Here is a 22,357-nt window from a genome sequence, read left to right as displayed (position 1 = left end):
CTCCGCTCAGCGGATGTTGTTGTCGTGCGAACCTGCGGGCAGGGTCGGGATCGACTTCTGCATCTGCACGAGGAACTCGACGTTCGACTGCGTCTCCTTGAGCTTTCCGAGCACGACCTCGAGGGCCTGCTGGGTGTCGAGGCCGGCGAGGGCGCGACGGAGCTTCCAGGTGATCTTGACCTCGTCGGAGGAGAGCAGCATCTCTTCACGGCGGGTGCTCGACGCGTTCACGTCGACGGCCGGGAAGATGCGCTTGTCGGCGAGCGAACGCGACAGGCGCAGTTCGCTGTTGCCGGTGCCCTTGAACTCCTCGAAGATGACCTCGTCCATCTTGGAGCCGGTCTCGACGAGAGCCGTGGCGAGGATCGTGAGGGATCCGCCGTTCTCGATGTTGCGCGCGGCGCCGAAGAAGCGCTTGGGCGGGTAGAGCGCCGACGCGTCGACGCCACCGGTGAGCACGCGGCCGGAAGCCGGAGCCGCCAGGTTGTACGCGCGGCCGAGACGGGTGATCGAGTCGAGCAGCACGACCACGTCTCGACCGAGCTCGACCAGGCGCTTCGCACGCTCGATGGCGAGCTCGGCGACCGTGGTGTGGTCCTCGGCCGGACGGTCGAACGTCGAGGCGATGACCTCGCCCTTGACCGTGCGCTCCATGTCGGTGACCTCTTCGGGGCGCTCGTCGACGAGCACGACCATGAGGTGGACCTCGGGGTTGTTCTGCGCGATCGCATTGGCGATCTGCTGCAGGACGATCGTCTTACCGGCCTTCGGCGGCGCGACGATGAGGCCGCGCTGGCCCTTGCCGATCGGCGCGACCAGGTCGATGATGCGCTGCGTGAGCTTCTCGGGCGCGGTCTCGAGGCGCAGGCGCTCCTGCGGGTAGAGCGGCGTGAGCTTGCCGAACTCGACGCGCGTGGCGGCATCGTCGATCGACAGCCCGTTGATCGAGTCGACCTTGACCAGGGCGTTGTACTTCTGGCGCCCCTGCTGCTCGCCCTCGCGGGGCTGCTTGATCGAGCCGACGACCGCGTCGCCCTTGCGCAGGTTGTACTTCTTGACCTGCCCGAGCGAGACGTAGACGTCGCTGGGGCCGGCGAGGTAACCGGTCGTGCGGACGAAGGCGTAGTTGTCGAGCACGTCGAGGATGCCGGCGACCGGGATCAGGACGTCGTCCTCACCGATCTCGGTGTCGAACTCGTCGGTCTGCGCGTTGCCGCGGCGCTTGTTGCGCTGACGGTTGCGGCCGTTGCCGCCCTGCTCGTCGTCGCCGGCGGGCTGCGCCTGCTGCTCCTGCGCGGCACCGGTGCCGTTCTGGCCGCGTCCGCGGTTGCGGCTGCGGTTGCGGCTGCGGCCGCGACCGCTCTGCTCGTCTCCGCCGTCGCCACCCTCACCGGCGTTGTCCGCGGCGGGAGCGTTGTCGGAGGCAGCGGAATCGGCGGCAGGGGCGTCGGCGGCCGAAGCGTCGGACTCCGCCGTCTTCTTCGGGGCGCGGCGACCGCGTCCCGTGGTCTTGGGGGCCTGCTCGGCGGAAGCATCCGCAGCACCGGCGTCAGCGGGCTTCTCCGTCGACTTCTCGTCGGAGGCCTGGGCGGGAGCCGCCTTCTCGGCAGCCTTCTCCGCAGCGGGCGTCTCGCCCGCGGACTCCGCGGCGGGGGCCTCGGCATCCGCCTTCTTGGCGCGGCTGCGGCGCGGCGCCTTGGCCTTCGGAGCGGCCTCGGCGCTGTCGCCTGCGGCATCTGCCTTGGCCGGTGCCGCGTCGGCGGCCGGCGCGGCCTCTGCCGCCTTCTCGGCCTTCGCGGCGGCGGTCGCCGTCGTCGCACGTCGCGGTGCGCGCTTGCGGGCGGGTGCCGCCTCAGCGGATGCGTCGGTGCCGGCTGCTGCCGGGGCATCGACGACCGGGGCGGCCTGGTCGTTCTGGGTCTCGGAGAAGTTCTCCACGAGTACTCCCTCTATTTCTCGGGGGTAGTGAGCGGTCCACACGCGCAACGGGTGCTGCGCGCGTTCGCACGGGCTGACGCTCGGCGCCAGCCGGCCTGGGCACTTGTGCCATGAGGTTGGACGTGCGGGTCTTGCAAGAGTTGCAATGGGGCCAGATTCACGAAGACGTTACGTGGAGCCCTCCGCTCGATCCCCCACTGTACCACCACGCACATCGACGGCGAGCAGGAGGGATTCCCACGGAGTGTCGGTCACTCGCCCGGCCAGTTCGACCGCGTCCTGGCGGCTTCCCGGCCCGTCGGCGAGCACCAGCACACTGGGGCCGGCACCGGAGACCACGGCGGCGAAACCGGCGGCACGCAGGGCTTGCACCAGCCGCTGCGTCTCGGGCATCGCCTCGGCGCGGTAATCCTGGTGCAGCCGATCGGCGGTCGCGTCGAGGAGGAGCTCGGGGCTCTGCGTCAGCGCCGCGATCAACAGCGCCGAACGCGACACGTTGAACACGGCATCCGCAGTGGACACCTGCGGCGGCTGCAGAGAGCGCGCCTGCGACGTCGACATCGTGTACGCCGGCACGAGCACGAGGGGCGAGACGCCCCGGTGCACGAGGAGCTTCTTGTGCTGCGCGCCGCGCTCGCTCATCCAGGCGATCGTCAGGCCGCCGAAGAGGGCGGGCGCGACGTTGTCAGGGTGCCCCTCGAGCTCGGTCGCGAGTCGCAGCAGATCGGAGTCGCCGATCTCGACGTCTCCGGCGAGGAGGCCCTTCGCGATCAGGACCCCGGCGACCACGGCCGCGCCGGAGGATCCCAGGCCGCGGCCGTGCGGCACGCCGTTCTCGGCCACGATCCGCAGACCCGGCATCGGCCGGCCGGCATCGGCGTAGACGTGCTCGACCGTGCGGACGATCAGGTTCGACGCGTCGCGCGGGATCTCCTCGGCGCCCGAACCCGACACCTCGATGTCGAGTTCACCCGCCGGGAGCTCGGTGACGACGAGGGAGTCGTAGACGCTGAGTGCGAGGCCGAGGGTGTCGAATCCCGGCCCGAGGTTCGCGCTCGTGGCGGGAACGCGGACCTCGATCGTGCGCCCTTCCGCCACCGTCACTCGCCTTCCACGCGCAGCACCGACACGACGCGCTCGACGACCGAGCTGTCGGCGAGTGCCGCGACCGCGGCGCTGAGCGACTGCTCGGCTGCCCGGTGCGTGCCGATGATGAGTCGCGCGGTGGGCTCCTCGTCGCCCTCGACCGTCTGGACGATCGTGGCGACCGAGACGCCCCCGTCGCTCAGGATGCCGGCGACCGTGGCGAGCACACCCGGAGCGTCCGCGACCTCGAGGGTGACCTGGTAACGGGTCGTCACGTGCCCGATGGGCACGACCGGCAGGTTCGCCCGCGTCGACTCGCCGACGCCCACGCCCCCGGCGATGTGGCGGCGAGCGGCGGAGACGACGTCACCGAGCACGGCCGACGCGGTCTGCACTCCACCGGCGCCCGCGCCGTAGAACATCAGGGAACCGGCGGCCTCGGCTTCGACGAACACCGCATTGTTGGCGCCGTGCACCGACGCCAGCGGGTGCGAGTGCGGTACCAGTGCCGGGTACACGCGCACCGAGATCGATTCGGTTCCGTCGACGTCGAGGCGCTCGCACACGGCGAGGAGCTTGATCACGAAGCCCGCGGAACGGGCCTCCTCGATCATCGAGGCGGTGACGGTGGTGATGCCCTCGCGGTAGACCGCGTCGAGCGGCACGGCGGTGTGGAAAGCCAGGCTCGCGAGGATCGCGGCCTTCTGCGCCGCGTCGTAGCCTTCGACGTCGGCCGTGGGGTCGGCCTCCGCGTATCCGAGACGCTGCGCGTCGGCGAGCACGTCGGCGAAGTCGGCGCCCTCGGTGTCCATGCGGTCGAGGATGTAGTTCGTCGTGCCGTTCACGATGCCCATGATGCGCACGATGCGGTCGCCGGCGAGTGAATCGCGCAGCGGGCGGATGATCGGGATGGCGCCGGCCGCAGCGGCCTCGTAGTGCACGGAGGCACCGACACGGTCGGCGGCTTCGAAGAGCTCCGGACCGTGGGTGGCGAGGAGTGCCTTGTTGGCCGTGACCACATCGGCGCCGGAGCCGATCGCCTGCAGGATGCTCGTGCGTGCGGGCTCGATACCGCCCATGAGCTCGATCACGATGTCGGATCCGAGGATCAGCGACTCGGCATCCGTGGTGAAGAGCTCGCGCGGAAGGTCGACGTCGCGCGGAGCATCGACGTCGCGCACGGCGATGCCGGCGAGCTCCAGCGAGGCGCCCGCACGGTCGGCGAGCTCGTCGCCGTGGCGCAGCAGGAGGTCGGCGACCTGGGATCCGACCGCTCCGGCGCCGAGAAGCGCCACTCGAAGTCGTCGGTACTCAGCCATTGTTGCTCCTTCGGAGGTGGGTCATTTCTCTCCCTCGGGGGCGTTCGCCCCGTCGATGCCCGCGTCACGGGAGAGGAGATCGTCGATGGTCTCACCGCGGACGATGACCCTCGAGCGACCGTCGCGCACGGCGACGACCGGCGGACGCGGAACATGGTTGTAGTTGCTCGACAGCGAGACGCAGTACGCGCCCGTCGTCGGCACGGCGAGCAGGTCGCCCGGTACCAGATCGGAGGGCAGGTACTCGTGATCGACGACGATGTCGCCGGATTCGCAGTGCTTGCCGACCACGCGACTCAGCTGCGGGGCGCCGATCCCCACGCGCGAGGCGATGCGCGCGGAGTACTGCGCCCCGTAGAGCGCCGGGCGAGCGTTGTCGCTCATCCCGCCGTCGACGCTGATGTAGCGCCGGACGGCACCGGAGTCGATGGTGACGTCCTTGGTCGTGCCGACCTCGTAGAGCGTGACGCCCGCCGTTCCGACGATCGCGCGGCCGGGCTCGAACGAGAGCGCGGGCACGGCGATGCCGCGCGCGGCGCAGCCCGCGGCGACGGCGGACACGATCTCACCGGCGAGGACGTCGATCGGAGTGGGGTCGTCGCTGCGGACGTAGGCGATGCCGAAGCCGCCTCCCAGGTTCATCTGCGGGACCGCACCGCCCTCGAGCAGCGCCGCGTGCAGTTCGAGCACGCGCGAGGCGGACTCGCGGAACCCGGCGACGCCGAAGATCTGCGACCCGATGTGGCAGTGCAGACCCACGAAGTCGAGCCCGGGGATCTCTCGGATGCGAGCAACGGCGACCTCGGCATCCTCGAGCGGGAATCCGAACTTCTGGTCTTCGTGCGCGGTGGCGAGGAAGTCATGGGTCTCGGCGTGCACGCCGCTGATCACGCGCACGAGCACCCGCTGCACCGCGTCCACGCGGGCGGTGATCGCCGCGAGTCGTTCGATCTCGATCGCGCTGTCGACGATGATGCTGCCCACACCGACCTCGACCGCTCGTTCGAGCTCGCGCGTCGACTTGTTGTTGCCGTGGAAGCCGATGGATGCCGGGGCGACTCCCGCGGCCAGCGCCACCTCGAGCTCTCCCCCGGTGCACACGTCGACGCGGAGTCCCTCGTCGACCACCCAGCGCGCGACGGTGGCGCTGAGGAACGCCTTGCCGGCGTAGTACACCTGCGCGACCGTGCCGTGCTCCGACGCCGCCTGGTCGAAGGCCCGGCGGAACTCCCGTGCGCGCTGACGCACCTCGTCCTCGTCCAGCACCAGAAGGGGGGTGCCGTAGGTGCGGGCGAGGGTCGCGGCATCCACCCCGGCGAGGGTCAGGACGCCGTCGGCGTCTCGGGCGGCGCGCGCGGGCCAGACACCGGCCGCGAGATCATTCGCGTCATCGGGAACGGCGAGCCACTCGGGCGCGAGCGAATCGGCAGCGGGAAGCAAGGAACACCAATCGTGGAGCGGGACTCGGGCGGGAAGCGCACGACGAGACTGACCCCGATTCTAGGGCACGGCGCATGCCGCCCTAGCCATGGTGACGCCCGTCCCGCAACCCCTGTGACGGCGGCCGGCGCTCACTCGTAGGGTGGGAACGTGGAAGCCCCGTCGACGTCCGAAGCCCCTGCCCGCCCCGGGCCGATCCCGCGTGCCATCGCAGCCGTGACGCGCTGGGCGCTCCAGCGCAAGCCCGTGCGGGCCTTCCTCCTCTACAGCGAGCGCCGCGGCCCGATGCTCGCCGACAGCGTCACCTACCGCGCCCTGTTCAGCGTGTTCGCCGGTGTGCTCCTGGGATTCTCCATCGCCGCACTGTGGCTCGCCGGGAACCCGCAGGCCTGGAACGCGATCATCGACGCCGTGCAATCCGTCGTGCCCGGCCTGATCGGCGAGGACGGAGTCATCGATCCGGCCGATCTCCGCGAACCGATCTCGTTCTCGCTGGCGGGCGCGGTGTCGGCGATCGCCCTGATCGGCGCCGCCCTGGGTGCCGTGGGGTCGCTCCGCACCGCCGTTCGTGTGATCTCGGGCACCGCGCAGAGCGACGTCCTGTTCATCTGGGTGATCCTGCGCAACCTCGCCCTGGCGATCGGCATCGGTGCGGCGTTCATCGCGGCGGCGTTCCTCTCCATCGTCGGACGGATCGGCGTCGGTTGGGTGAGCGATCTGCTCGGGATCCCCACCGACTCCGCGCTGGCGACCTGGGGCGTGCGGATCCTCTCGCTGGTGATCGTCTTCGCCCTGAACACCGCTCTGCTCATCGCCGTGTTCCTCGTGCTCTCCGGGGTCCGCCCGTCGGCGCGGTCCCTCTGGAGCGGTGCCCTTCTCGGCGCCGTCGGCCTCCTGGTGCTCCAGGAGCTCTCCTCGCTCTTCGTCGGCGGCGCGACCAGCAATCCTCTGCTGGCCTCGTTCGCGTCGCTGCTCGCCCTCCTGATCTGGCTCAACCTGTCGGCGCAGGTCATGCTCATCTCGTGCGCCTACATCGTCACGGGCGAGGAGGAGCGGCAGGACCGGGTGCGCGCTCGTTTCGGCGCGACCACTTTCCCGCAGCGTCGCGTGCAGCGGGCCGAGATCGATGTGAAGATCGCGACCGACGAACTGCGCGCCGCTCAGGAAGCCGCCCGCGACGCCTGACTCACGCGGCCGGGCAGGTGCCCTTCTCGAGCAGGCTCTCGTCGGTGACGATGGCTCCGTCGACGTCGATGTCGATCACGGCCACGGATCCGTCGATCTCCAGCCCGGTGAGCGTGAGGCCAGCCGGGAGCTGATCGGCGATGCAGATCCGCTGCGGCTGGGTGAGATCCGCGCCGATGGACCCCAGGTTCGATCCGACCTGCGAGGCGTCGATCTCGATCCCGCCGACGCTCAACGACACCGGCGTCAGTTCGAGGTCGCCCTCGAGCGCTCCGGGCGTGAGGGTGAGCGAGATCGGGACGGCGAGGCCCAGAACGGTGATCGACCCGCTGACGGTGGCGTTCGGTTCGTCGAGAGCGACCGTGTCGACCGGCAGGTCGGTGGTCGCCAGCAGCGAGGTGAACTGATCCTCGTCGATGCGGATCGTGCCCGATGCGCCCGCGAGATCGCCGCCGCGCAGCGGCACCCCCGTCGCGGTCACGTCGACCGCACCGGTGATCCCCTCGAGGGTGACCGCGTCGGTCGACAGGTGCAGGCTGTCGAGACGTCCGCCGATCAGCTGCGGCAGCAGGAGGCCGTCGGCGTCGACGTCGAGCTGCTGATCCGCAGGGAGGTCGAGCTGGTCGATGACGAGCGAGCGCACGACTCCCGGAAGGATCGCCCGCGCGACGAACTCCGCCGCGACCACGAGTCCCGCGAGCACGACGACGACGATGAGCACCACCCACGGCCAGCGTCGGCGACGACGCTGCGGAGCGCTCGCGACGCCGTCGTCGGTCCCGGTCCCGGCGCCCGGGAGGACGAGCGTCGGATGCTCGGCATCCGGCTCCGGGTACGGCAGCGTGCGGTTGTCTTCGCTCATGGGGTCATCCTGCCCTACCTCGGTGGTGCGGACGGGGGGGGTTACATGCGCTCCGGTGCGGAGACGCCCAGGAGGTCGAGCCCGTTGCGGAAGACCTGTCCGGCCGCGTCGTTGAGCCACAGACGCGTGCGGTGCACGCTCTCGATGGGGTCGTCGCCCTGCGGGATCACGCGGCAGTTGTCGTACCAGCGGTGGTAGAGGCCCGCGAGCTCCTCGAGGTAGCGGGCGACGCGGTGCGGCTCGCGCACCTCGGCGGCGAACGCCACGATGCGCGGGAACTCCTGGAGCGCGCCGAGCAGCGCCGCCTCGGACTCGTGCGTCAGCGTCTCGGGGGCGAACTCGGAGCGGTCGACGCCCGAGTCGTTCGCGTTGCGGCTGACGTTGTGCGTGCGGGCGTGCGCGTACTGCACGTAGAAGACGGGGTTGTCGTTCGTGCGCTTCTGCAGCAGCTCGGGGTCGAGATCGAGCGGTGAGTCCGCGGGCGAGCGCTCGAGCGAATACCGCAGGGCGTCGGCGCCGAGCCACTCGAGCAGGTCGTCCATCTCGATGATGTTGCCGGCGCGCTTGCTGAGGCGGGCGCCGTTGATCGACACCATCTGCCCGATGAGCACCTGGACGTTGCGCTCCGGATCCTCGCCCGCCGCACCGGCGACCGCCTTGAGGCGGTGCACGTACCCGTGGTGGTCGGCGCCGAGGAGGTAGATCTTGTTCTCGAATCCGCGGTCGCCCTTGTTGAGGTAGTAGGCGGCATCCGCGGCGAAGTAGGTGTACTCGCCGTTCGAGCGGCGGATCACCCGATCCTTGTCGTCGCCGAAGTCGGTGGTGCGCACCCAGACGGCGCCATCCTCGTCGAAGACGTGGCCCTGCTCGCGCAGGCGCTCGACCGCCTGGTCGATCAGGCTCGTGCCCGACGCGTCCTTGGCGTGCAGGGTGCGCTCCGAGAACCACACGTCGAACGGCACGTTGAAGCGGTCGAGCGAGCTCTTGATCTCGGCGAGCTGGTACTCGTATCCGAGGTCGCCGGCGACCTCGAGCTGCTCCTCGTCGGAGAGGTCGAGCAGATCCGGGCGCGCCTCGAGGATGCGGCCGGCGAGCGCCGTGATGTACTCCCCCGGGTATCCGCCCTCGGGGGTCGGCTCGTCCTTCGCGGCGGCGACCAGCGACGATGCGAAGCGGTCCATCTGCGCGCCGGCGTCGTTGATGTAGTACTCCCGCACGGCGTGCGCGCCGCTGGCGAGGAGCAGGCGGACGATCGCATCACCGAGCGCCGCCCAGCGCGTGTGGGCGATGTGCAGCGGTCCGGTCGGGTTCGCCGAGACGAACTCGACGTTCACGCTCACGCCCTGCTGCGAGGTGTTCGTGCCGTAGGCGACGCCCGCGTCGACGATCGTCTTCGCCAGCGCGCCGGCTGCAGCGGCCTCGAGACGGATGTTGATGAATCCGGGGCCCGCGACCTCGGCGGTGGCGATGCCGTCGACCGAGACCAGACCGTCGGCGATCTGCTGCGCGAGTTCGCGCGGGTTCGTGCCGAACGGCTTGGCGAGGCGCATCGCGATGTTCGAGGCCCAGTCGCCGTGGTCGCGGTTGCGCGGACGCTCCAGGACGATGTCGGATGCCGAGAGCCCGAGGGGCTCGCCGGGGCGTCGCTCGTCCGCGATCGGAGCGAGGACTGCGAGGAGGGCTTCGGCGAGCGTTTCAGGATTCATAGACCACCAAGTTTACGGCTCGGGACGGTGTCGAATTTGCGCAGACCGATCTGTGACTTACCCTCATGCCATGACCGTCGCTCCCGCACGCCGCCGACTGCGTTTCGCCGGCGTCGCCGCCGTGCTCGCCGTCGCCGTCGTCGCGGGCGTCCTCGGCGTCTGGCGCCCCTGGGCACCGCTCGCCTCGACCGCCCCCGTCGGCGCCGCGGAAGGCGAGCCCGCCGCCGCGATCGCACCGGCTCCGCTCGTCCTGCCGGAGCACCCGACCGTGCTCGTCTTCGGCGACTCCTGGACGTACGGCTCGGCCGCCACCGTCCCGACCGAGGGATACGCGTATCTCCTCGCCGATCTGCTCGACGGCGAGACGATCGTGAAGGGTGTGCGCGGCAGCGGCTATCTCAAGCCCGGACTCGACGGCCCCGCCTTCGGCGAGCGCATCGCGGCGCTCGATCCCGCGCTGTCTCCCGACCTCGTGATCCTGCAGGGCTCGATCAACGACCGCGAGCAGGGCGCGGCCGGATACCGCGAGGCAGTGAACGCGGCCTGGGATGCGATGGCGGCGAAGTACCCCGAGGCGACGATCGTGATCCTCGGGCCCGCCCCGCACGAGCTCCCCGTCGGTGCCGGCACCGCGCGCATCGACGCCGATCTCGCGGATCTCGCCGCCGCCCACGGCTGGTGGTACGTCTCCCCCGTCGCCGAGGACTGGATCACCGATCAGAACTACCTCGAGGTCATCGACGTCGAGGTGGGGCGCAAGCATCCGTCCTCCGCCGGGCACCGCTACCTCGCCGAACGTGTCGCCGCCGCGCTCGATGCGCTCAGCGGCGCGCCGGTCACGATCGCCGGCGAGTCGGAGACCACCCCCGAGCAGTGATATCGTCGTTCGGTACGCCTCCGTAGCTCAGTGGATAGAGCGCCGGTTTCCGGTACCGTAGGTCGCAGGTTCGACTCCTGTCGGGGGCACGTATACGCGAAGAAGGACCGTCCGTGAGGGCGGTCCTTCTTCCGTTTCCGGGTGATGCGGTCAGCGGGGCACGGATGCCGTCCGCCGGGCGGCCCGCACCCCGTTGAGGATGACGACGACTTCGGCGATCTCGTGCACGAGCACGACGCCGGCCAGGCCGAGCACTCCGAACAAGGCCAACGGGAACAGCACCACGATGATCGCCAGGGCGAGGCCGATGTTGACGGTCATGATCCGGCGCCCGCGGCGCGCGTGGGCGAGGGCTGCGGGCAGGAGGCGGAGGTCGTGGCCGGTGAACGCGATGTCGGCGGATTCGACGGCCGCCGCCGAACCGCCCGCTCCCATGGCGATGCCGACGGTCGCAGTCGCGAGTGCCGGAGCGTCGTTGATGCCATCACCGACCATCGCCGTCGGCCCCTCGGCGAGGAGCGCGGTGACGGCGGCCGCCTTGTCTGCGGGGAGCTGCTCCGCACGGACGTCGCTCACTCCCGCGCGGGCGGCGAGCGCGCGGGCGGTGCGCTCGTTGTCGCCCGTGAGCATGATGACGCGAACACCCTGCTCCTCGAGCAACGAGATGGTCTCCGCCGCCTCGGGGCGCAGCTCATCGCGTACACCGATGACCCCCGCGATCCGTGCATCGACCTCGACCACGACCACGGTCATCCCGTCGTCCGCCATCTCTTCGGCGGCGCCCTCGAGGTCGCCTAGCTCGGAGAGCCACCGCACACTTCCGACGCGGACGCGAGTGGCCCCGACCCGACCCGTCACACCGTGGCCCGCATCCTCGACGACCTCGGTGGCCGCGGGAGCGTCCGCCGCCGCGCGTGCGATCGCGGCGGCGAGCGGGTGCGTGCTCGTCCTCTCGAGCGCGGCGGCGAGGCCGAGGACCTCCTCGCGCGTGCGACCGGGGGCCGCGGCGACGGCGACCACCTCGGACTCGTTGCGGGTGAGCGTGCCGGTCTTGTCGAATGCGATCGTGCGGATGGTTCCGAACCGCTCGAACGCCTCGCCCGAGGTGATGACGACGCCGAACTTCGATGCCGAGCCGATGGCGCTGATGACGGTCACGGGAACGGCGATGGCGAGAGCACAGGGGGATGCGGCCACGAGAACGACGAGCGCGCGCTCGACCCACAGACCGGGGTCCCCGACCACGAACCCGAACCCGACGATCAGCGCGGCGACGATGAGCACCACCGGCACGAGCGGGCGGGCGATCCGGTCGGCCAGGCGCGCACGTTCGCCTTTGCGGGCGTGCGCCTGCTCCACGAGCTCGACGATCCGGGTGAGGGAGTTGTCCCGTCCGTCGGCCGTCGCCTCGATGCGGAGCGTCGCCGATCCGTTCACCGAACCCGCCGGCACCGCCTCCCCCGGACCGACCGCGACCGGGATCGACTCGCCCGTCACGGCGGACGTGTCGATGCTCGAGCGTCCGTCCACGACCACGCCATCGGTCGCGATCCGCTCTCCCGCCCCGACGACGAGGACGTCGAGCTCGCGCACCTCCGTGGCGGGAATGCTCGCGTCGCCGCTCAGCCTCGACACGCGCACCGTCTCGGGGATGAGCGAGAGAAGAGCGCGGAGGCCCTCCTTCGCTCGGTCCATCGCGCGATCCTCCAGCGCCTCGGCGAGGGAGAACAGGAAAGCCAATGCCGCTGCCTCTCCCACGTGACCGAGAGCCACCGCTCCGATCGCCGCGATGGCCATCAGCAGCCCGACGCCGAGGCGCCCCCGCGCCAGGCGGCGAAGCGCTCCGGGCACGAAGGTGTAGGCGCCGGCGAGGAGGGCGACCCCCTGCAGCACGAGGGCCGGGATGGGGAACCCGCTCCACTCGAGCACGTAGCCGGCGAGCAGCACCACGCCGGCGATGACGGACGGGAGCAGCGCGGTATCACGCCAGAGCGGCGGACGAACCTCATGCTCGGCATCCGTGTGCCCGACCGCCCCTGCCGCTGCGATCACCGGACCGCAGCACGCATCACAGGTCGACATCGGCGGGTGAACAGCACAGCGGCACGTCGCAGTTCTCGTCGGTGCACGGTTCGCCGTCGTCTACCGCGAGCACGGTGTTCACCAGAAGGGTGATCGCCTTCGTCACGTGGGGGTCGGCGATCTCATAGCGGGTCTGCCGCCCCTCCGGCGTCGCGACCACGATCCCGCATCCCCGAAGGCACGACAGGTGATTCGAGACGTTCGTGCGCGAGAGGGCGAGCGTCTCCGAGAGGCGCGCAGGGTACGCGGGGCCGTCGAGAAGCTGCAGGAGGATCCGCGAACGCGTGGGATCGGCCATGGCACGGCCGAGACGGTTCATCACATCGATCCGGGAGGCAATGGTCAGCATACGGTGACTATACAGCGAATGATGAATAGTCGACAATCGGCGAGCGTCGCTCCATCCCGGACTCCGCCTCTGGACACGCCCCCGCGGCGAGCGCATGCTGATTGCATGACCGCTTTCCAGATCACGCATCCGTTCAGCGGGTTCAGCGTCGACTCGATCGACGCGGCCCGCGCTTTCTACGGCGACACCCTCGGCCTGGACGTCACGACCAACGCGATGGGGTTCCTCGACATCCGGTTGCCCGACGGAGGGTCGATCCTCGTGTACGCCAAACCCGATCACACACCGGCCAGCTTCACGATCCTCAATTTCCCCGTCGACGACGTCGAGGCCGCGGTCGACGATCTGAACGCCCGGGGCGTGGTCACGAAGATCTACGACGACGAGATGGGCACCGACGCCAAGGGGATCATGCGCGGCGGGCCCGATCGCGGGCCGGACATCGCCTGGTTCAGAGATCCGGCTGGCAACGTGCTCTCGGTACTCTCGGCATCCTGATCCACCGGAGCAGACCCACCGAACCGCGTCGTCAGACCACGTCGGCGAGCGCGGCGAGCGGGATCGCGATCCACGCGGGGCGGTTGCGCTTCTCGTACACGGCCTCGTACACGGCCTTGTCGGCGACGTATGCGTCGAGCAGCGCGCGGTTGTCGGCGAGGATCTGCTCCTCCTCCCCCGGCGCCGCAGCATCCGCCCCGACCGACTCGGTACGGCAGAGCGCGCCGACGTAGGCGTCGAGGAAATGCCCCCGCGCCCGACGCGCCCACTCACGAGCGAGATCGGCGCGCAGATCGTCTTCGGCATCCGGATCGGCCCCCTCCTCCGTCGCTTGAGTGAGGGCCACCGTGCCGGGCACGTAGTCGAAGGAGCGCAGCATCCCGGCGACATCGCGCCAGGGTGAATCGGGGAGCGAGCGCTCCGCGAACGGGCGCCCCGGCTCGCCCTCGAAGTCGACGATGCGCCACCCGTGCGCGGTGCGGAGGGTCTGCCCCAGGTGAAGGTCGCCGTGCACGCGCTGCACGTCGAGCCGGCCGAGCGCGGCCACTGTCGCGTACATCGCCCGAAGGCGCTCGGCGTATGGTGCGAGTTCCGGCACGACACCGAGTGCGTGGTCGAGGCGATCCTCCAGCGCACGCGCCAGGGCCTGCGCGGCGGCCGCATCACGCGTCTCCGAGGGGAACCGTCCGCGCAATGCCGCGTGCACCTCGGCGACCGCAGTTCCGAGGCGAGCGGCCTCGCCGGCGAAGTCCGCCCCCGACTCCTCGACGCTCTGCGACGGGTTGGCGAGCAGGGATCGCACGCTCCCTGTGGCCAGTTCGAACCCGTCGGAAGCGGTGCGCAGGAACTCCTGCATCATCGCCAACTGCACGGTCTCGCCGTCGACATCGGCCTCGACCCAGCCGTAGAGCGCGGCGACGTGCTCCGAGTGCTGCCGGGTGAGTTCCCGATGGATCTCGATGTCGGGATTCGCGCCCGGGGTCACCTTACGGAACACCTTCATGATCGCGACGTCGTCGAAGCGGATCGACGAGTTGGACTGCTCGCCGCTCAGCGGGGATGCCCGCAGCCCCGGGTCGAGCGGATCGGTTCCCGGCACGCGATGGAAACGGAGTCCTCCCCGGTCGAACGTCGCGCTATGCTCCGCCGCCACGAGCCCGTCGAGCCAGAGCGCCATGGCGTAACGATCGTGCACGGCGTCGTAGACGTGCCGTATGCGCCCCTCGTCCTCCGCCGCCCCGATGAACGCGTGGGCGATCGCCTCCTGCGGCTCGTCGTAGATCGACAGGGGGACCTGATAGGTCTCGTGACCCGCCTCGCCGTCGGAGTAGTCGACGGTCACGAGGAAGACCGCCACCCGCACGCCCTGGTCCGGGCCCTCGAGGTCCGCGATCCGCCGCACCCGCGAGACGCGGAACGGTCGGCTCTTGCCGGCGAACCAGCGGGTGCGTACGAGATAGTCCTCCAGGACTCCCGGAGCGACGACGTTCACAGCATCCCCCGTTCATCGGCATCGTCGGCGGGTTCCTGCAACTGGAACCAGAAGAACCCGTGTCCGCCGAGCGTCAGCAGATACGGCAGCTCGCCGACGCGGGGGAAGGGCACGCCGCCGACCAGCTCGACCGGCACCATCCCCTCGAAGCGACGGAGGTCGAGTTCGACCGGCTGCGGGAACTGCGACAGGTTGTTGACGCAGAGAATGACGTCGACGGTGCCGTCGTCATTGGTGTGCTCGCGCGTGTACGACAGCACGGCGGGGTTCGATCCCCCGAGGTCGTTGAAGCTGCCGAGCCCGAAGGCCGGGTGCTTCTTGCGGGCGTGGATCATCAGCCGCGTCCAGTGCAGCAGCGATGACCGGTCCTCCTGCTGAGCTTCGACGTTCACCGCGAGGTATCCGTACACGGGATCCTGCACGATCGGACGGGAGAGCCTTCCGGGGTTGGCGGTCGAGAAACCCGCGTTGCGATCCGAGGTCCACTGCATCGGAGTGCGCACGCCGTCGCGATCGCCGAGCCAGATGTTGTCCCCCATCCCGATCTCGTCGCCGTAGTACAGCACCGGCGATCCGGGCAGCGACAGCAGGAGTCCCGTGAACAGCTCGATGCGATCGATGTCGTTGTCGAGGAGCGGCGCGAGGCGACGGCGGATGCCGATGTTGGCCTTCATCCGGGGATCCTGCGCGTATTCGCTCCACATGTAGTCGCGGTCCTCGTCGGTCACCATCTCGAGCGTGAGCTCGTCGTGGTTGCGGAGGAAGATCCCCCACTGGCATCCGGAGGGGATCGAGGGCGTCTCGGCGAGGATCTCGCTGATGGGGTACCGGGACTCCCGTCGGACCGCCATGAAGATCCGCGGCATCACCGGGAAGTGGAAGCACATGTGGCACTCGTCGCCGCCGACCTCGGGGTCGCCGAAGTAGTCGACGACGTCGGCCGGCCACTGGTTCGCCTCGGCGAGCAGCACCCGACCGGGGTACTCGTCGTCGACGATCCGCCGCACCTTCTTGAGGAAGTCATGGGTCTCGGGCAGGTTCTCGCCGTTGGTGCCCGCGCGCTCGTAGAGATACGGGACGGCGTCGAGGCGGAATCCGTCCAGCCCCATGTCGAGCCAGAACCGCATGGCGTCGATCATCGCCTCGTGCACCTTCGGATTGTCGAAGTTGAGGTCGGGCTGGTGGGAGAAGAAGCGGTGCCAGAAGTACTGCTGGCGCACCGGGTCCCAGGTCCAGTTGCTGGGTTCGGTGTCGACGAAGATGATCCGCGCGTCCTCGTAGAGATCGTCGGTGTCGCTCCACACGTAGAAGTCTCCGAAGGGCCCGTCGGGATCCTTCCGGCTCGCCTGGAACCACGGATGCTCGTCACTGGTGTGGTTCATGACGAAGTCGATGATCACCCGCATGTCGCGCGCATGGGCCGCGTCGAGGAACTCCTGGAAGTCGGCCGTGGTGCCGAGGTCGGATTGGATGCCCGTGTAGTCGGCGACGTCGTACCCGCCGTCTCTCAGCGGAGAGGGGAAGAACGGCGGGATCCAGAGGCAGTCCACCCCGAGCCACTGCAGGTAGTCGAGCTTGTCGATCAGTCCGCGGAAGTCACCCGACCCGTCGCCGTCGCCGTCCTTGAACGAGCGGACGAGGACCTCGTAGAACACCGCGGTCTTGAACCACTCGGGCGCGGGACTGCCCGGGGTGTCGGGGAACGGCTCCTGGGTGAGGATGGGGATGGATGCCGTGGGCGGTGCCGGATCGGCCGCAGTGCTCATGCGTTTCTCCCGTCTCGCAACATGCGCCCAACCTGTCACATCCGACCCCGGGAACGTCACCCCTTGCGGGTTCGGACGACGAAGGTGTACCGACGCGATGTCGGAGGGTGCGCCTAGCCTTTCGACACATGACCCGGCCCACGTTCCTCCCCGGGCCCTGCCACCTGTGCGGCGGGGTCGACGGCGAGCGTCGTGATGACCGATGGATCTGTGCGATCTGCGGCTGGCGGTACGGGGATGTGCCCGATGACGACCTGCCGCGTCCTCGGGTCGACGTCGTCTACTACCTCCGATACGACAGACGGGTGAAGATCGGCACGAGCGCGCACCCCCGGCAGAGGCTCGCTCGCATCCACCACGACGAGCTGCTCGCGTTCGAGCGCGGCGACCGCGCACTCGAGCAGCAGCGACATCGGGAGTTCGCCGAGTGGCGTGAGGGCGGCGAGTGGTTCGAGTTCAGCTCGGCGCTCGAAGCGCACACCCGGCTCCTGCGACGCGCAGGGCCGCCGTGGAACCAGTACGCACGGTGGGTGAGCGAGGCGCTGCGGGGCTGAGCACCACGGTGGATGCGTCGCACCCGCGGTGCCATACTGGCGGCGTGTCCAGCCACGACGAGAACGTTGGTGACGGTCGGCGCCGGCCGAATGAGGGCGTCATCGGCTATTGCGGCGTGCTCGTGCTCCTCGTGGTGTCGTACGCACTCTCGACCGCCCAGAAGTCGACGAACCCGAGCCCACTCGCTTTCCTGCTGATCCTCGCGACCGTCGCGGTCGTCTTCCGTGTCACCGGCGCGAACGCCGCACTGCAGCGCACCAGCTGGGTGATCCTCTCGGTCGCCGGAGCAGCGGCGGTCGTGGCCGTGCTCTTGGGCACCGAGCAGAAACTGCTCGACATCGGGCTCTCGTCGGCGACACTCGTGGCGCTGCTCATCGCGCCGGTCGCGATCATCGCCCACCAGATCCGTCGTCGAGGGCTCAACCTCGAAGCGCTCCTCGCGGCGATCACGGCATACGTGCTCGTGGGGATCGCCTTCGCCTTCGCGTACAACCTGCTCGGCCTGCTCTCCCCGCAACCGGTGTTCGCGGATGCGCACGAGGACTCGCTGGCCCATCAGCTCTTCTTCTCGTTCACGACGCTGACGACCACCGGCTACGGCAATCTCGTCCCGGAAGGAACCATCGGGCAGACGATCGCGGTCGTCGAGGCCATCACCGGCCAGCTCTTCCTCCTCACCGCCTTCGCTCGCATCCTGCGCGGCGCCACCTCTCCGCGTGAGGGCGTACAGCCCGACAGTTAAATTGTGCACAACTGAATTGCGTGCAATACTCGTGTCATGGCCGTGACCGATGAGATGGTGTGCTTCTCGCTGTACTCCGCCGCCCGCGCGACGACGCAGGCGTATCGCGCTCTCCTCGCACCGTGGGGCCTCACCTACCCGCAGTACCTCGTGCTCGCGATCCTCTGGCACGAGGGCGAGCAGACCATCGGATCGCTCGGCGAGGCGATGCAGCTCGACTCCGGCACGCTCTCCCCGCTCGTGCGGCGGCTCGAGCAGTCGGGGCTCGTGCGCAAGCAGCGCAGCTCCGCCGACGAGCGGGTCGTGACCGTGCAGCTCACCGCGGATGGTCAGGAGCTCCGCGGCGACCTGGCGAAGATCCCGGCCGAGGTCGCCGGGTTCTCCGGCATCCACGACGACGCGCACCGGCTGCGTCTGATCGCCGAGCTCCACGAGCTGACGCGCCTCCTCCAGGCATCCACTCCGACCCCCGCCGGCGCCGCTCGCGCCCGCGGCTCCGAATGACCACCCTCCCGGAAGGAAACACACCCATGGAAGCTCTGTACACCGCCGAAGCACTCGCCACCGGCGCCGGCCGCAACGGACACGTCGCGACCGACGACCGTCGCGTCGAGTTCGATCTCGCCATTCCGAAGGCGATGGGCGGCAGCGGCGACGGGGCGAACCCCGAGCAGTTGTTCGCCGCCGGCTACGCGGCCTGCTTCCACTCCGCGCTGCAGTCCGTCGCCCGGGCGCAGAAAGTCCAGATCGAGGACTCCTCGGTCGGCGCGCGCGTGCACATCGGTTCGAACGGCCAGGGCGGCTTCGGCCTCGCCGTCGAACTCGAGGTCGTGATCCCCACGCTCCCCCACGAGCAGGCGCAGGCCCTCGCGGATGCCGCGCACCAGGTGTGCCCGTACTCGAATGCGACCCGCGGCAACATCGACGTCACGATCACCGTCTCCGACGACTGAGACCGAAGGAGCATGTCCATGCACGCACTCATCCACCACACCTTCGGCGAAGCCGAGGACGTCCTCGCCCTCGAAGAGCGGCCCGTTCCCGAGCCGGGGCCTGGCCAGGTCCGCCTGCGCGTCGCCCTCTCCCCCATCCACAACCATGATCTGTGGACCGTGCGCGGCACCTACGGATTCAAGCCCGAACTGCCCGCCGCCTCCGGCACCGAGGCGCTCGGCGTCGTCGATGCCGTCGGTGACGGCGTCGATCATCTCGTCGTCGGTCAGCGTGTCGCGACCGGTGGCACCTTCGGCGCCTGGGCCGAGTACATCGTCGCGAACGCCGCAGGACTCATCCCCGTGCCCGACGGCCTCTCCGACGAGAGCGCCGCGCAGCTGGTCTCGATGCCCTTCAGCACGATCAGCCTGCTGCAGTTCCTCGATGTGAACGAGGGCGATTGGATCGTCCAGAACGCGGCGAACGGCGCCGTCGGGCGCATGCTCGCCCAGCTCGGCGCCGCACGCGGCGTGAACGTGCTCGGCCTCGTGCGGCGCTCGGCCGGCGTCGACGAGTTGCGCGCGCAGGGCATCGAGAACGTCATCGCGACCGACCAGACGGATTGGCGCGAGCAGGCCGCCGCGCTGACCGGCGGTGCCGCGATCGTCGCCGGGGTCGACTCGGTCGGCGGATCGTCGGCGGGCGACGTACTGTCGCTGATCGGTGAGGGCGGCACGCTCGTGGCCTTCGGCGCGATGAACTCCCCCGTCATGGAGATCGCCTCGTCCGATGTGATCTTCAAGCAGGCGACGGTGAAGGGATTCTGGGGCAGCAAGGTCATCCAGACGATGGATGCGTCCACCCGCGGAGCACTGTTCACCGAGCTGATCCAGCGCGTCACCGACGGTACGCTCACCCTCCCGGTCGCCGGCACCTTCGACGCCGCCGACATCGCGGATGCCGTTCGACTGAGCAAGACCCCCGGTCGTGTCGGCAAGGTGCTGCTGCGCTTCTGACGCCCTCCGACCGGTATGGGCCGGGTCGCCGATGTCGGCGGCCCGGCCCATACTGCGTTCATGGGCATCTCACTGATCAGACCGGCAGGGCTCGTCATGAGTCCCGCGTTCAGCCATGTCGCCGTCGTCCCGCCGGGAGCGACGACGATCCACGTCGGCGGCCAGAACGGCGTCGACGAGTCCGGGAAGATCGTCTCCGACGACGCCGCAGAGCAGTCGATCCGCGCGGTCGAGAATGCGGCGATCGCTCTGGCGGCGGTCGAGGCGACGCTCGACGACGTGATCAGCTGGACGGTGCTGATCCGCCAGGATGCGGATCTTCGCGCCGCCTACGGCGCGGTCGCATCGCGGCTCGCGCGAGACGGCGAGCCTCCGCTGGTGACCGCCGCGATCGTCTCCGCGCTCGGCGTTCCCGGCGCGCTGATCGAGATCAGCGCCGTCGCCGCCGTCGTGCGCGCCTGACGGGCGTCCGGCGATCCGGTGCCGCGATCAGGCGAGCGATGCACCGATCGCGGTGACGACGACCGCGAGGAGCGGCAGGGTGCCCTGCATCGCCGCAGCACGCGCCTTCGTCCGGTCCGCGAGCACGAGCACGAGAGCGGCGGCGAGCATCATTCCGGTGCCGGCGAAGACCAGGGTCAGCCCGATCGTGGCGAACCCGAACATCGTGAACCCGATGCCGAAGAGGGTCGTGAGCGCCAGGAAGAGGTTGTAGAAACCCTGGTTGAAGGCGAGCTGCTTCATCGTGACGGCATCCGCCTCGCTGGCGACGCCGAAGATCTTGCGGGTCTCGGGCTCGGTCCACTTCAGCGACTCGAGCGCGAAGATGAAGACATGGAAGGCGGCAGCGGCCGCGGCGAGGACGAGTCCGGCGATGAGCATCCTCCGATTGTCGCAGACTCGCGCCCTCGCGCGCGGCCTCAGACGAGGAAGATCGGCAGCAGTCCGGGATTGTGCGCGTGCACCAGAACGGCGAAGACGACGGCGTCGAACAGCAGGTGCACCGTGACCACGTAGGCGAGCGAATGGGTGCGCAAGAAGATGAACCCCTGCAGCAGTGCGAACGGGATCGTCAGGAGCGGGCCCCACTCCCGGTAGCCGAGTTCCCAGAGGAACGAGACGAACACGATCGACTGCAGCACGTTCGCCACCGCGTCCGGGAAGTGCCGGCGCAGCAGGGCGAACACGGTGCAGATGAAGAACAGCTCGTCCCAGATGCCGACCGCGCCGACACCGACGAAGAGGCGCGCGATCAGATCGGGGGTGTCGACGACGGGCCAGTTGGCGTAGACGCCGCTCGTGATGAAGTAGAACGGCAGGATCAGCCAGCCGAGCACGAGAACGGCGACGAGCCAGCCCCACTGCAACCGGCCCCACCGGCGGTGCGCCCGCCACGGGAAAGAGATCGCCCGATCGCGATAGACGAAGCGCGACACGAGATAGGGCAGAGCGACCGCGCCGCCGAGCGCGAGGGTGAAGCGCAGCATCGCGAGGTTGTCGAGTTCGGCGGCCAGCGGGATCACACTCACGACGAGCAGGCCGAGGGCGATGAGCGACAGGTCGCGCGTGAGCGAGGGGGCGGATGCCGTGACCCGTCCGCGTTCGATCGCCCAGGAGACGCCGATCCCGATCGCCAGCAGCACCCATCCGAGCCAGGCGATCTCCGCCACGAAGAACGCGGGCGCAGCGGCGCAGACGAGCACCGCCGGGACGATGCCCCGGGTGCGCACGTCGCTCCGCACGTCGGTCACGGGCGCGGGCGACGCCGGTAGACGAGGTCGCGGATATCGCGCCCCTTCGCGATGCCCTTGCGCTCGAAGGCCGTCATGACGCGTCCGTCGAAGCGCTCGGCCCACTCCCCCTCGAAGGCGCGCTCGAAGAGCGGTTCGGCATCCAGCACCTCGCGCATCTGCAGCGCGTAGTCCTCCCAGTCCGTCGCGAGACGGAGCAGGCCCCCGTCGACGAGCGCCCTGGCCGCGTTGTCGGCGAATCCCGGACGCACGAGGCGACGCTTCGTGTGCTTCTTCTTGTGCCACGGATCGGGGAAGAAGATCCAAGTCTCCGCGGCGGCGGCCTCCGGCAGGTACGACGAGAGCACCTCGGGCGCGTTCGCCTCGATGACCCGCAGGTTCTTCGCGCCCTCCCGGTCGGCGTCGAGCATGGTGCGGGCGAGTCCCGCGCGGAATACCTCGACGGCGAGGAAGTCGTCATCGGGCCGCGACGCCGCAGCGGCGACGATCGCGTGGCCCTGCCCGGAGCCGATCTCGACGATCAGAGGGGCGTCGCGACCGTATTCGGCGGCGACGTCGAGGCGGGCCTCCGGGTGCACCGAGGTCCACGCGACGGCCCGCGGCACGTCGAGCAGGTAGTGCGGGGCGAGGTCGGTGAAGGCGCGGTCCTGCGCCTCGGACATCCGTCCGCTCCGGCGCACGAAGGACACCGGCTCGTCACGGAAGGTTCGGGGTTCGGGCATGCTTCCAGGGTAGCCGGGTGCGTCCCCTCGACCGGTGC

The 22,357-nt window shown here is 69.7% G+C and carries 22 protein-coding genes and 1 tRNA gene; 10 read left to right on the top strand and 13 right to left on the bottom strand.

All coding sequences use genetic code 11. The annotated features are described in order from the left end of the window. Positions 1-6 precede the first annotated feature (6 nt). The 4 genes from rho to lysA form a co-directional block, all read right to left on the bottom strand. Positions 7-1,938 carry a transcription termination factor Rho gene (rho, locus tag ACZ5Y9_RS07945; RefSeq protein WP_247622790.1) on the bottom strand — a complete coding sequence of 644 codons (1,932 nt, stop codon included), beginning with the start codon at positions 1,936-1,938 and terminating at the stop codon, positions 7-9. Positions 1,939-2,106: 168 nt separating this feature from the next. Further along, positions 2,107-3,042, bottom strand: a complete 936-nt coding sequence (gene thrB / locus ACZ5Y9_RS07940) for a homoserine kinase (RefSeq protein ID WP_247622791.1) — start codon at positions 3,040-3,042, stop codon at positions 2,107-2,109. After that, positions 3,039-4,343 (bottom strand): homoserine dehydrogenase, encoded by a 1,305-nt coding sequence (locus ACZ5Y9_RS07935; RefSeq protein WP_464472719.1) that lies wholly within the window; start codon positions 4,341-4,343, stop codon positions 3,039-3,041. The genes thrB and ACZ5Y9_RS07935 overlap by 4 nt, the downstream gene beginning before the upstream one ends. Positions 4,344-4,364: 21 nt before the next feature. Beyond that, the gene (lysA, locus tag ACZ5Y9_RS07930; RefSeq protein WP_464472718.1) at positions 4,365-5,783 is read right to left on the bottom strand and encodes a diaminopimelate decarboxylase; all 1,419 of its coding nucleotides are present in this window, start codon (positions 5,781-5,783) and stop codon (positions 4,365-4,367) included. Positions 5,784-5,933: 150 nt separating this feature from the next. On the opposite strand from lysA, the gene ACZ5Y9_RS07925 reads away from it, so the two are divergent. Then, the gene (locus ACZ5Y9_RS07925; protein ID WP_464472717.1) at positions 5,934-6,968 is read left to right on the top strand and encodes a YhjD/YihY/BrkB family envelope integrity protein; all 1,035 of its coding nucleotides are present in this window, start codon (positions 5,934-5,936) and stop codon (positions 6,966-6,968) included. A gap of 1 nt (position 6,969) precedes the next feature. Here ACZ5Y9_RS07925 and ACZ5Y9_RS07920 read toward each other — a convergent pair whose 3' ends face one another. Then, the gene (locus ACZ5Y9_RS07920) at positions 6,970-7,830 is read right to left on the bottom strand and encodes an LmeA family phospholipid-binding protein (RefSeq protein ID WP_464472716.1); all 861 of its coding nucleotides are present in this window, start codon (positions 7,828-7,830) and stop codon (positions 6,970-6,972) included. 41 nt (positions 7,831-7,871) lie between these two features. Then, on the bottom strand, positions 7,872-9,536 hold the full coding sequence (gene argS / locus ACZ5Y9_RS07915; protein WP_464472715.1) for an arginine--tRNA ligase: 1,665 nt from the start codon (positions 9,534-9,536) through the stop codon (positions 7,872-7,874). 70 nt (positions 9,537-9,606) lie between these two features. Between argS and ACZ5Y9_RS07910 the strand changes: the two genes are divergently transcribed. Further along, positions 9,607-10,413, top strand: coding sequence for an SGNH/GDSL hydrolase family protein (locus tag ACZ5Y9_RS07910; RefSeq protein WP_464472714.1), 807 nt, complete (start codon positions 9,607-9,609; stop codon positions 10,411-10,413). Between the two features lie 16 nt (positions 10,414-10,429). Next, positions 10,430-10,502: transfer RNA gene (locus ACZ5Y9_RS07905), tRNA-Arg, on the top strand. 61 nt (positions 10,503-10,563) lie between these two features. Here the strand turns inward: ACZ5Y9_RS07905 and ACZ5Y9_RS07900 are convergent. Both ACZ5Y9_RS07900 and cmtR read right to left on the bottom strand, forming a co-directional pair. Then, positions 10,564-12,495 carry a heavy metal translocating P-type ATPase gene (locus ACZ5Y9_RS07900; RefSeq protein WP_464472713.1) on the bottom strand — a complete coding sequence of 644 codons (1,932 nt, stop codon included), beginning with the start codon at positions 12,493-12,495 and terminating at the stop codon, positions 10,564-10,566. Continuing rightward, positions 12,482-12,844, bottom strand: coding sequence for a Cd(II)/Pb(II)-sensing metalloregulatory transcriptional regulator CmtR (cmtR, locus tag ACZ5Y9_RS07895; RefSeq protein ID WP_247622799.1), 363 nt, complete (start codon positions 12,842-12,844; stop codon positions 12,482-12,484). The genes ACZ5Y9_RS07900 and cmtR overlap by 14 nt, the downstream gene beginning before the upstream one ends. Before the next feature lie 105 nt (positions 12,845-12,949). Between cmtR and ACZ5Y9_RS07890 the strand changes: the two genes are divergently transcribed. Further along, positions 12,950-13,342, top strand: a complete 393-nt coding sequence (locus tag ACZ5Y9_RS07890; protein ID WP_336640559.1) for a VOC family protein — start codon at positions 12,950-12,952, stop codon at positions 13,340-13,342. A gap of 31 nt (positions 13,343-13,373) precedes the next feature. On the opposite strand, the gene ACZ5Y9_RS07885 is transcribed toward ACZ5Y9_RS07890, so the two are convergent. Together ACZ5Y9_RS07885 and treS are read right to left on the bottom strand one after the other, a co-directional pair. Further along, the gene (locus ACZ5Y9_RS07885) at positions 13,374-14,834 is read right to left on the bottom strand and encodes a maltokinase N-terminal cap-like domain-containing protein (RefSeq protein ID WP_464472712.1); all 1,461 of its coding nucleotides are present in this window, start codon (positions 14,832-14,834) and stop codon (positions 13,374-13,376) included. After that, positions 14,831-16,600, bottom strand: a complete 1,770-nt coding sequence (gene treS, locus ACZ5Y9_RS07880; protein ID WP_464472711.1) for a maltose alpha-D-glucosyltransferase — start codon at positions 16,598-16,600, stop codon at positions 14,831-14,833. The genes ACZ5Y9_RS07885 and treS overlap by 4 nt, the downstream gene beginning before the upstream one ends. A gap of 128 nt (positions 16,601-16,728) precedes the next feature. Here treS and ACZ5Y9_RS07875 point away from each other — a divergent pair, with 128 nt between their 5' ends. From ACZ5Y9_RS07875 to ACZ5Y9_RS07850, 6 genes are read left to right on the top strand one after another with little or no spacing between them, the layout of a single operon-like run. Then, positions 16,729-17,154 carry a GIY-YIG nuclease family protein gene (locus ACZ5Y9_RS07875; RefSeq protein ID WP_247632449.1) on the top strand — a complete coding sequence of 142 codons (426 nt, stop codon included), beginning with the start codon at positions 16,729-16,731 and terminating at the stop codon, positions 17,152-17,154. A 44-nt stretch (positions 17,155-17,198) separates the two neighbouring features. Continuing rightward, positions 17,199-17,897 carry an ion channel gene (locus ACZ5Y9_RS07870; RefSeq protein ID WP_464472710.1) on the top strand — a complete coding sequence of 233 codons (699 nt, stop codon included), beginning with the start codon at positions 17,199-17,201 and terminating at the stop codon, positions 17,895-17,897. Between the two features lie 36 nt (positions 17,898-17,933). Then, on the top strand, positions 17,934-18,401 hold the full coding sequence (locus ACZ5Y9_RS07865) for a MarR family winged helix-turn-helix transcriptional regulator (protein WP_464472709.1): 468 nt from the start codon (positions 17,934-17,936) through the stop codon (positions 18,399-18,401). A gap of 26 nt (positions 18,402-18,427) precedes the next feature. Continuing rightward, positions 18,428-18,850, top strand: coding sequence for an organic hydroperoxide resistance protein (locus ACZ5Y9_RS07860; protein ID WP_247622809.1), 423 nt, complete (start codon positions 18,428-18,430; stop codon positions 18,848-18,850). A gap of 18 nt (positions 18,851-18,868) precedes the next feature. Then, positions 18,869-19,846, top strand: coding sequence for a zinc-binding dehydrogenase (locus ACZ5Y9_RS07855; RefSeq protein WP_464472708.1), 978 nt, complete (start codon positions 18,869-18,871; stop codon positions 19,844-19,846). A 60-nt stretch (positions 19,847-19,906) separates the two neighbouring features. Beyond that, positions 19,907-20,308 (top strand): RidA family protein, encoded by a 402-nt coding sequence (locus tag ACZ5Y9_RS07850; RefSeq protein WP_464472707.1) that lies wholly within the window; start codon positions 19,907-19,909, stop codon positions 20,306-20,308. A gap of 27 nt (positions 20,309-20,335) precedes the next feature. On the opposite strand, the gene ACZ5Y9_RS07845 is transcribed toward ACZ5Y9_RS07850, so the two are convergent. Genes ACZ5Y9_RS07845 through trmB form a run of 3 tightly spaced genes read right to left on the bottom strand, consistent with a single transcriptional unit; the run spans position 20,336 to position 22,319 of the window. Continuing rightward, the gene (locus ACZ5Y9_RS07845; protein ID WP_247632452.1) at positions 20,336-20,728 is read right to left on the bottom strand and encodes a DUF1304 domain-containing protein; all 393 of its coding nucleotides are present in this window, start codon (positions 20,726-20,728) and stop codon (positions 20,336-20,338) included. A 38-nt stretch (positions 20,729-20,766) separates the two neighbouring features. After that, positions 20,767-21,588, bottom strand: a complete 822-nt coding sequence (locus tag ACZ5Y9_RS07840; protein ID WP_372491579.1) for a CPBP family intramembrane glutamic endopeptidase — start codon at positions 21,586-21,588, stop codon at positions 20,767-20,769. Between the two features lie 5 nt (positions 21,589-21,593). Then, positions 21,594-22,319, bottom strand: a complete 726-nt coding sequence (gene trmB / locus ACZ5Y9_RS07835; protein WP_440746778.1) for a tRNA (guanosine(46)-N7)-methyltransferase TrmB — start codon at positions 22,317-22,319, stop codon at positions 21,594-21,596. Positions 22,320-22,357 lie beyond the last annotated feature (38 nt).

Source organism: Microbacterium sp. T3-8 (assembly GCF_055398145.1).
The sequence above is the reverse complement of the archived record's forward strand: the minus strand, read 5'-3'. Positions and strand labels throughout refer to the sequence as shown.

What these genes read in the sequence shown, in the direction of transcription:
- trmB (WP_440746778.1), bottom strand. Translation starts at nt 22,319, where the DNA reads ATGCCCGAACCCCGAACCTTCCGTGACGAGCCGGTGTCCTTCGTGCGC.
- ACZ5Y9_RS07890 (WP_336640559.1), top strand. Translation starts at nt 12,950, where the DNA reads ATGACCGCTTTCCAGATCACGCATCCGTTCAGCGGGTTCAGCGTCGAC.
- ACZ5Y9_RS07855 (WP_464472708.1), top strand. Translation starts at nt 18,869, where the DNA reads ATGCACGCACTCATCCACCACACCTTCGGCGAAGCCGAGGACGTCCTC.
- ACZ5Y9_RS07935 (WP_464472719.1), bottom strand. Translation starts at nt 4,343, where the DNA reads ATGGCTGAGTACCGACGACTTCGAGTGGCGCTTCTCGGCGCCGGAGCG.
- ACZ5Y9_RS07850 (WP_464472707.1), top strand. Translation starts at nt 19,907, where the DNA reads ATGGGCATCTCACTGATCAGACCGGCAGGGCTCGTCATGAGTCCCGCG.
- treS (WP_464472711.1), bottom strand. Translation starts at nt 16,600, where the DNA reads ATGAGCACTGCGGCCGATCCGGCACCGCCCACGGCATCCATCCCCATC.
- ACZ5Y9_RS07900 (WP_464472713.1), bottom strand. Translation starts at nt 12,495, where the DNA reads ATGTCGACCTGTGATGCGTGCTGCGGTCCGGTGATCGCAGCGGCAGGG.
- ACZ5Y9_RS07865 (WP_464472709.1), top strand. Translation starts at nt 17,934, where the DNA reads ATGGCCGTGACCGATGAGATGGTGTGCTTCTCGCTGTACTCCGCCGCC.
- ACZ5Y9_RS07845 (WP_247632452.1), bottom strand. Translation starts at nt 20,728, where the DNA reads ATGCTCATCGCCGGACTCGTCCTCGCCGCGGCCGCTGCCGCCTTCCAT.
- ACZ5Y9_RS07920 (WP_464472716.1), bottom strand. Translation starts at nt 7,830, where the DNA reads ATGAGCGAAGACAACCGCACGCTGCCGTACCCGGAGCCGGATGCCGAG.
- cmtR (WP_247622799.1), bottom strand. Translation starts at nt 12,844, where the DNA reads ATGCTGACCATTGCCTCCCGGATCGATGTGATGAACCGTCTCGGCCGT.
- ACZ5Y9_RS07910 (WP_464472714.1), top strand. Translation starts at nt 9,607, where the DNA reads ATGACCGTCGCTCCCGCACGCCGCCGACTGCGTTTCGCCGGCGTCGCC.
- argS (WP_464472715.1), bottom strand. Translation starts at nt 9,536, where the DNA reads ATGAATCCTGAAACGCTCGCCGAAGCCCTCCTCGCAGTCCTCGCTCCG.
- ACZ5Y9_RS07860 (WP_247622809.1), top strand. Translation starts at nt 18,428, where the DNA reads ATGGAAGCTCTGTACACCGCCGAAGCACTCGCCACCGGCGCCGGCCGC.
- ACZ5Y9_RS07875 (WP_247632449.1), top strand. Translation starts at nt 16,729, where the DNA reads ATGACCCGGCCCACGTTCCTCCCCGGGCCCTGCCACCTGTGCGGCGGG.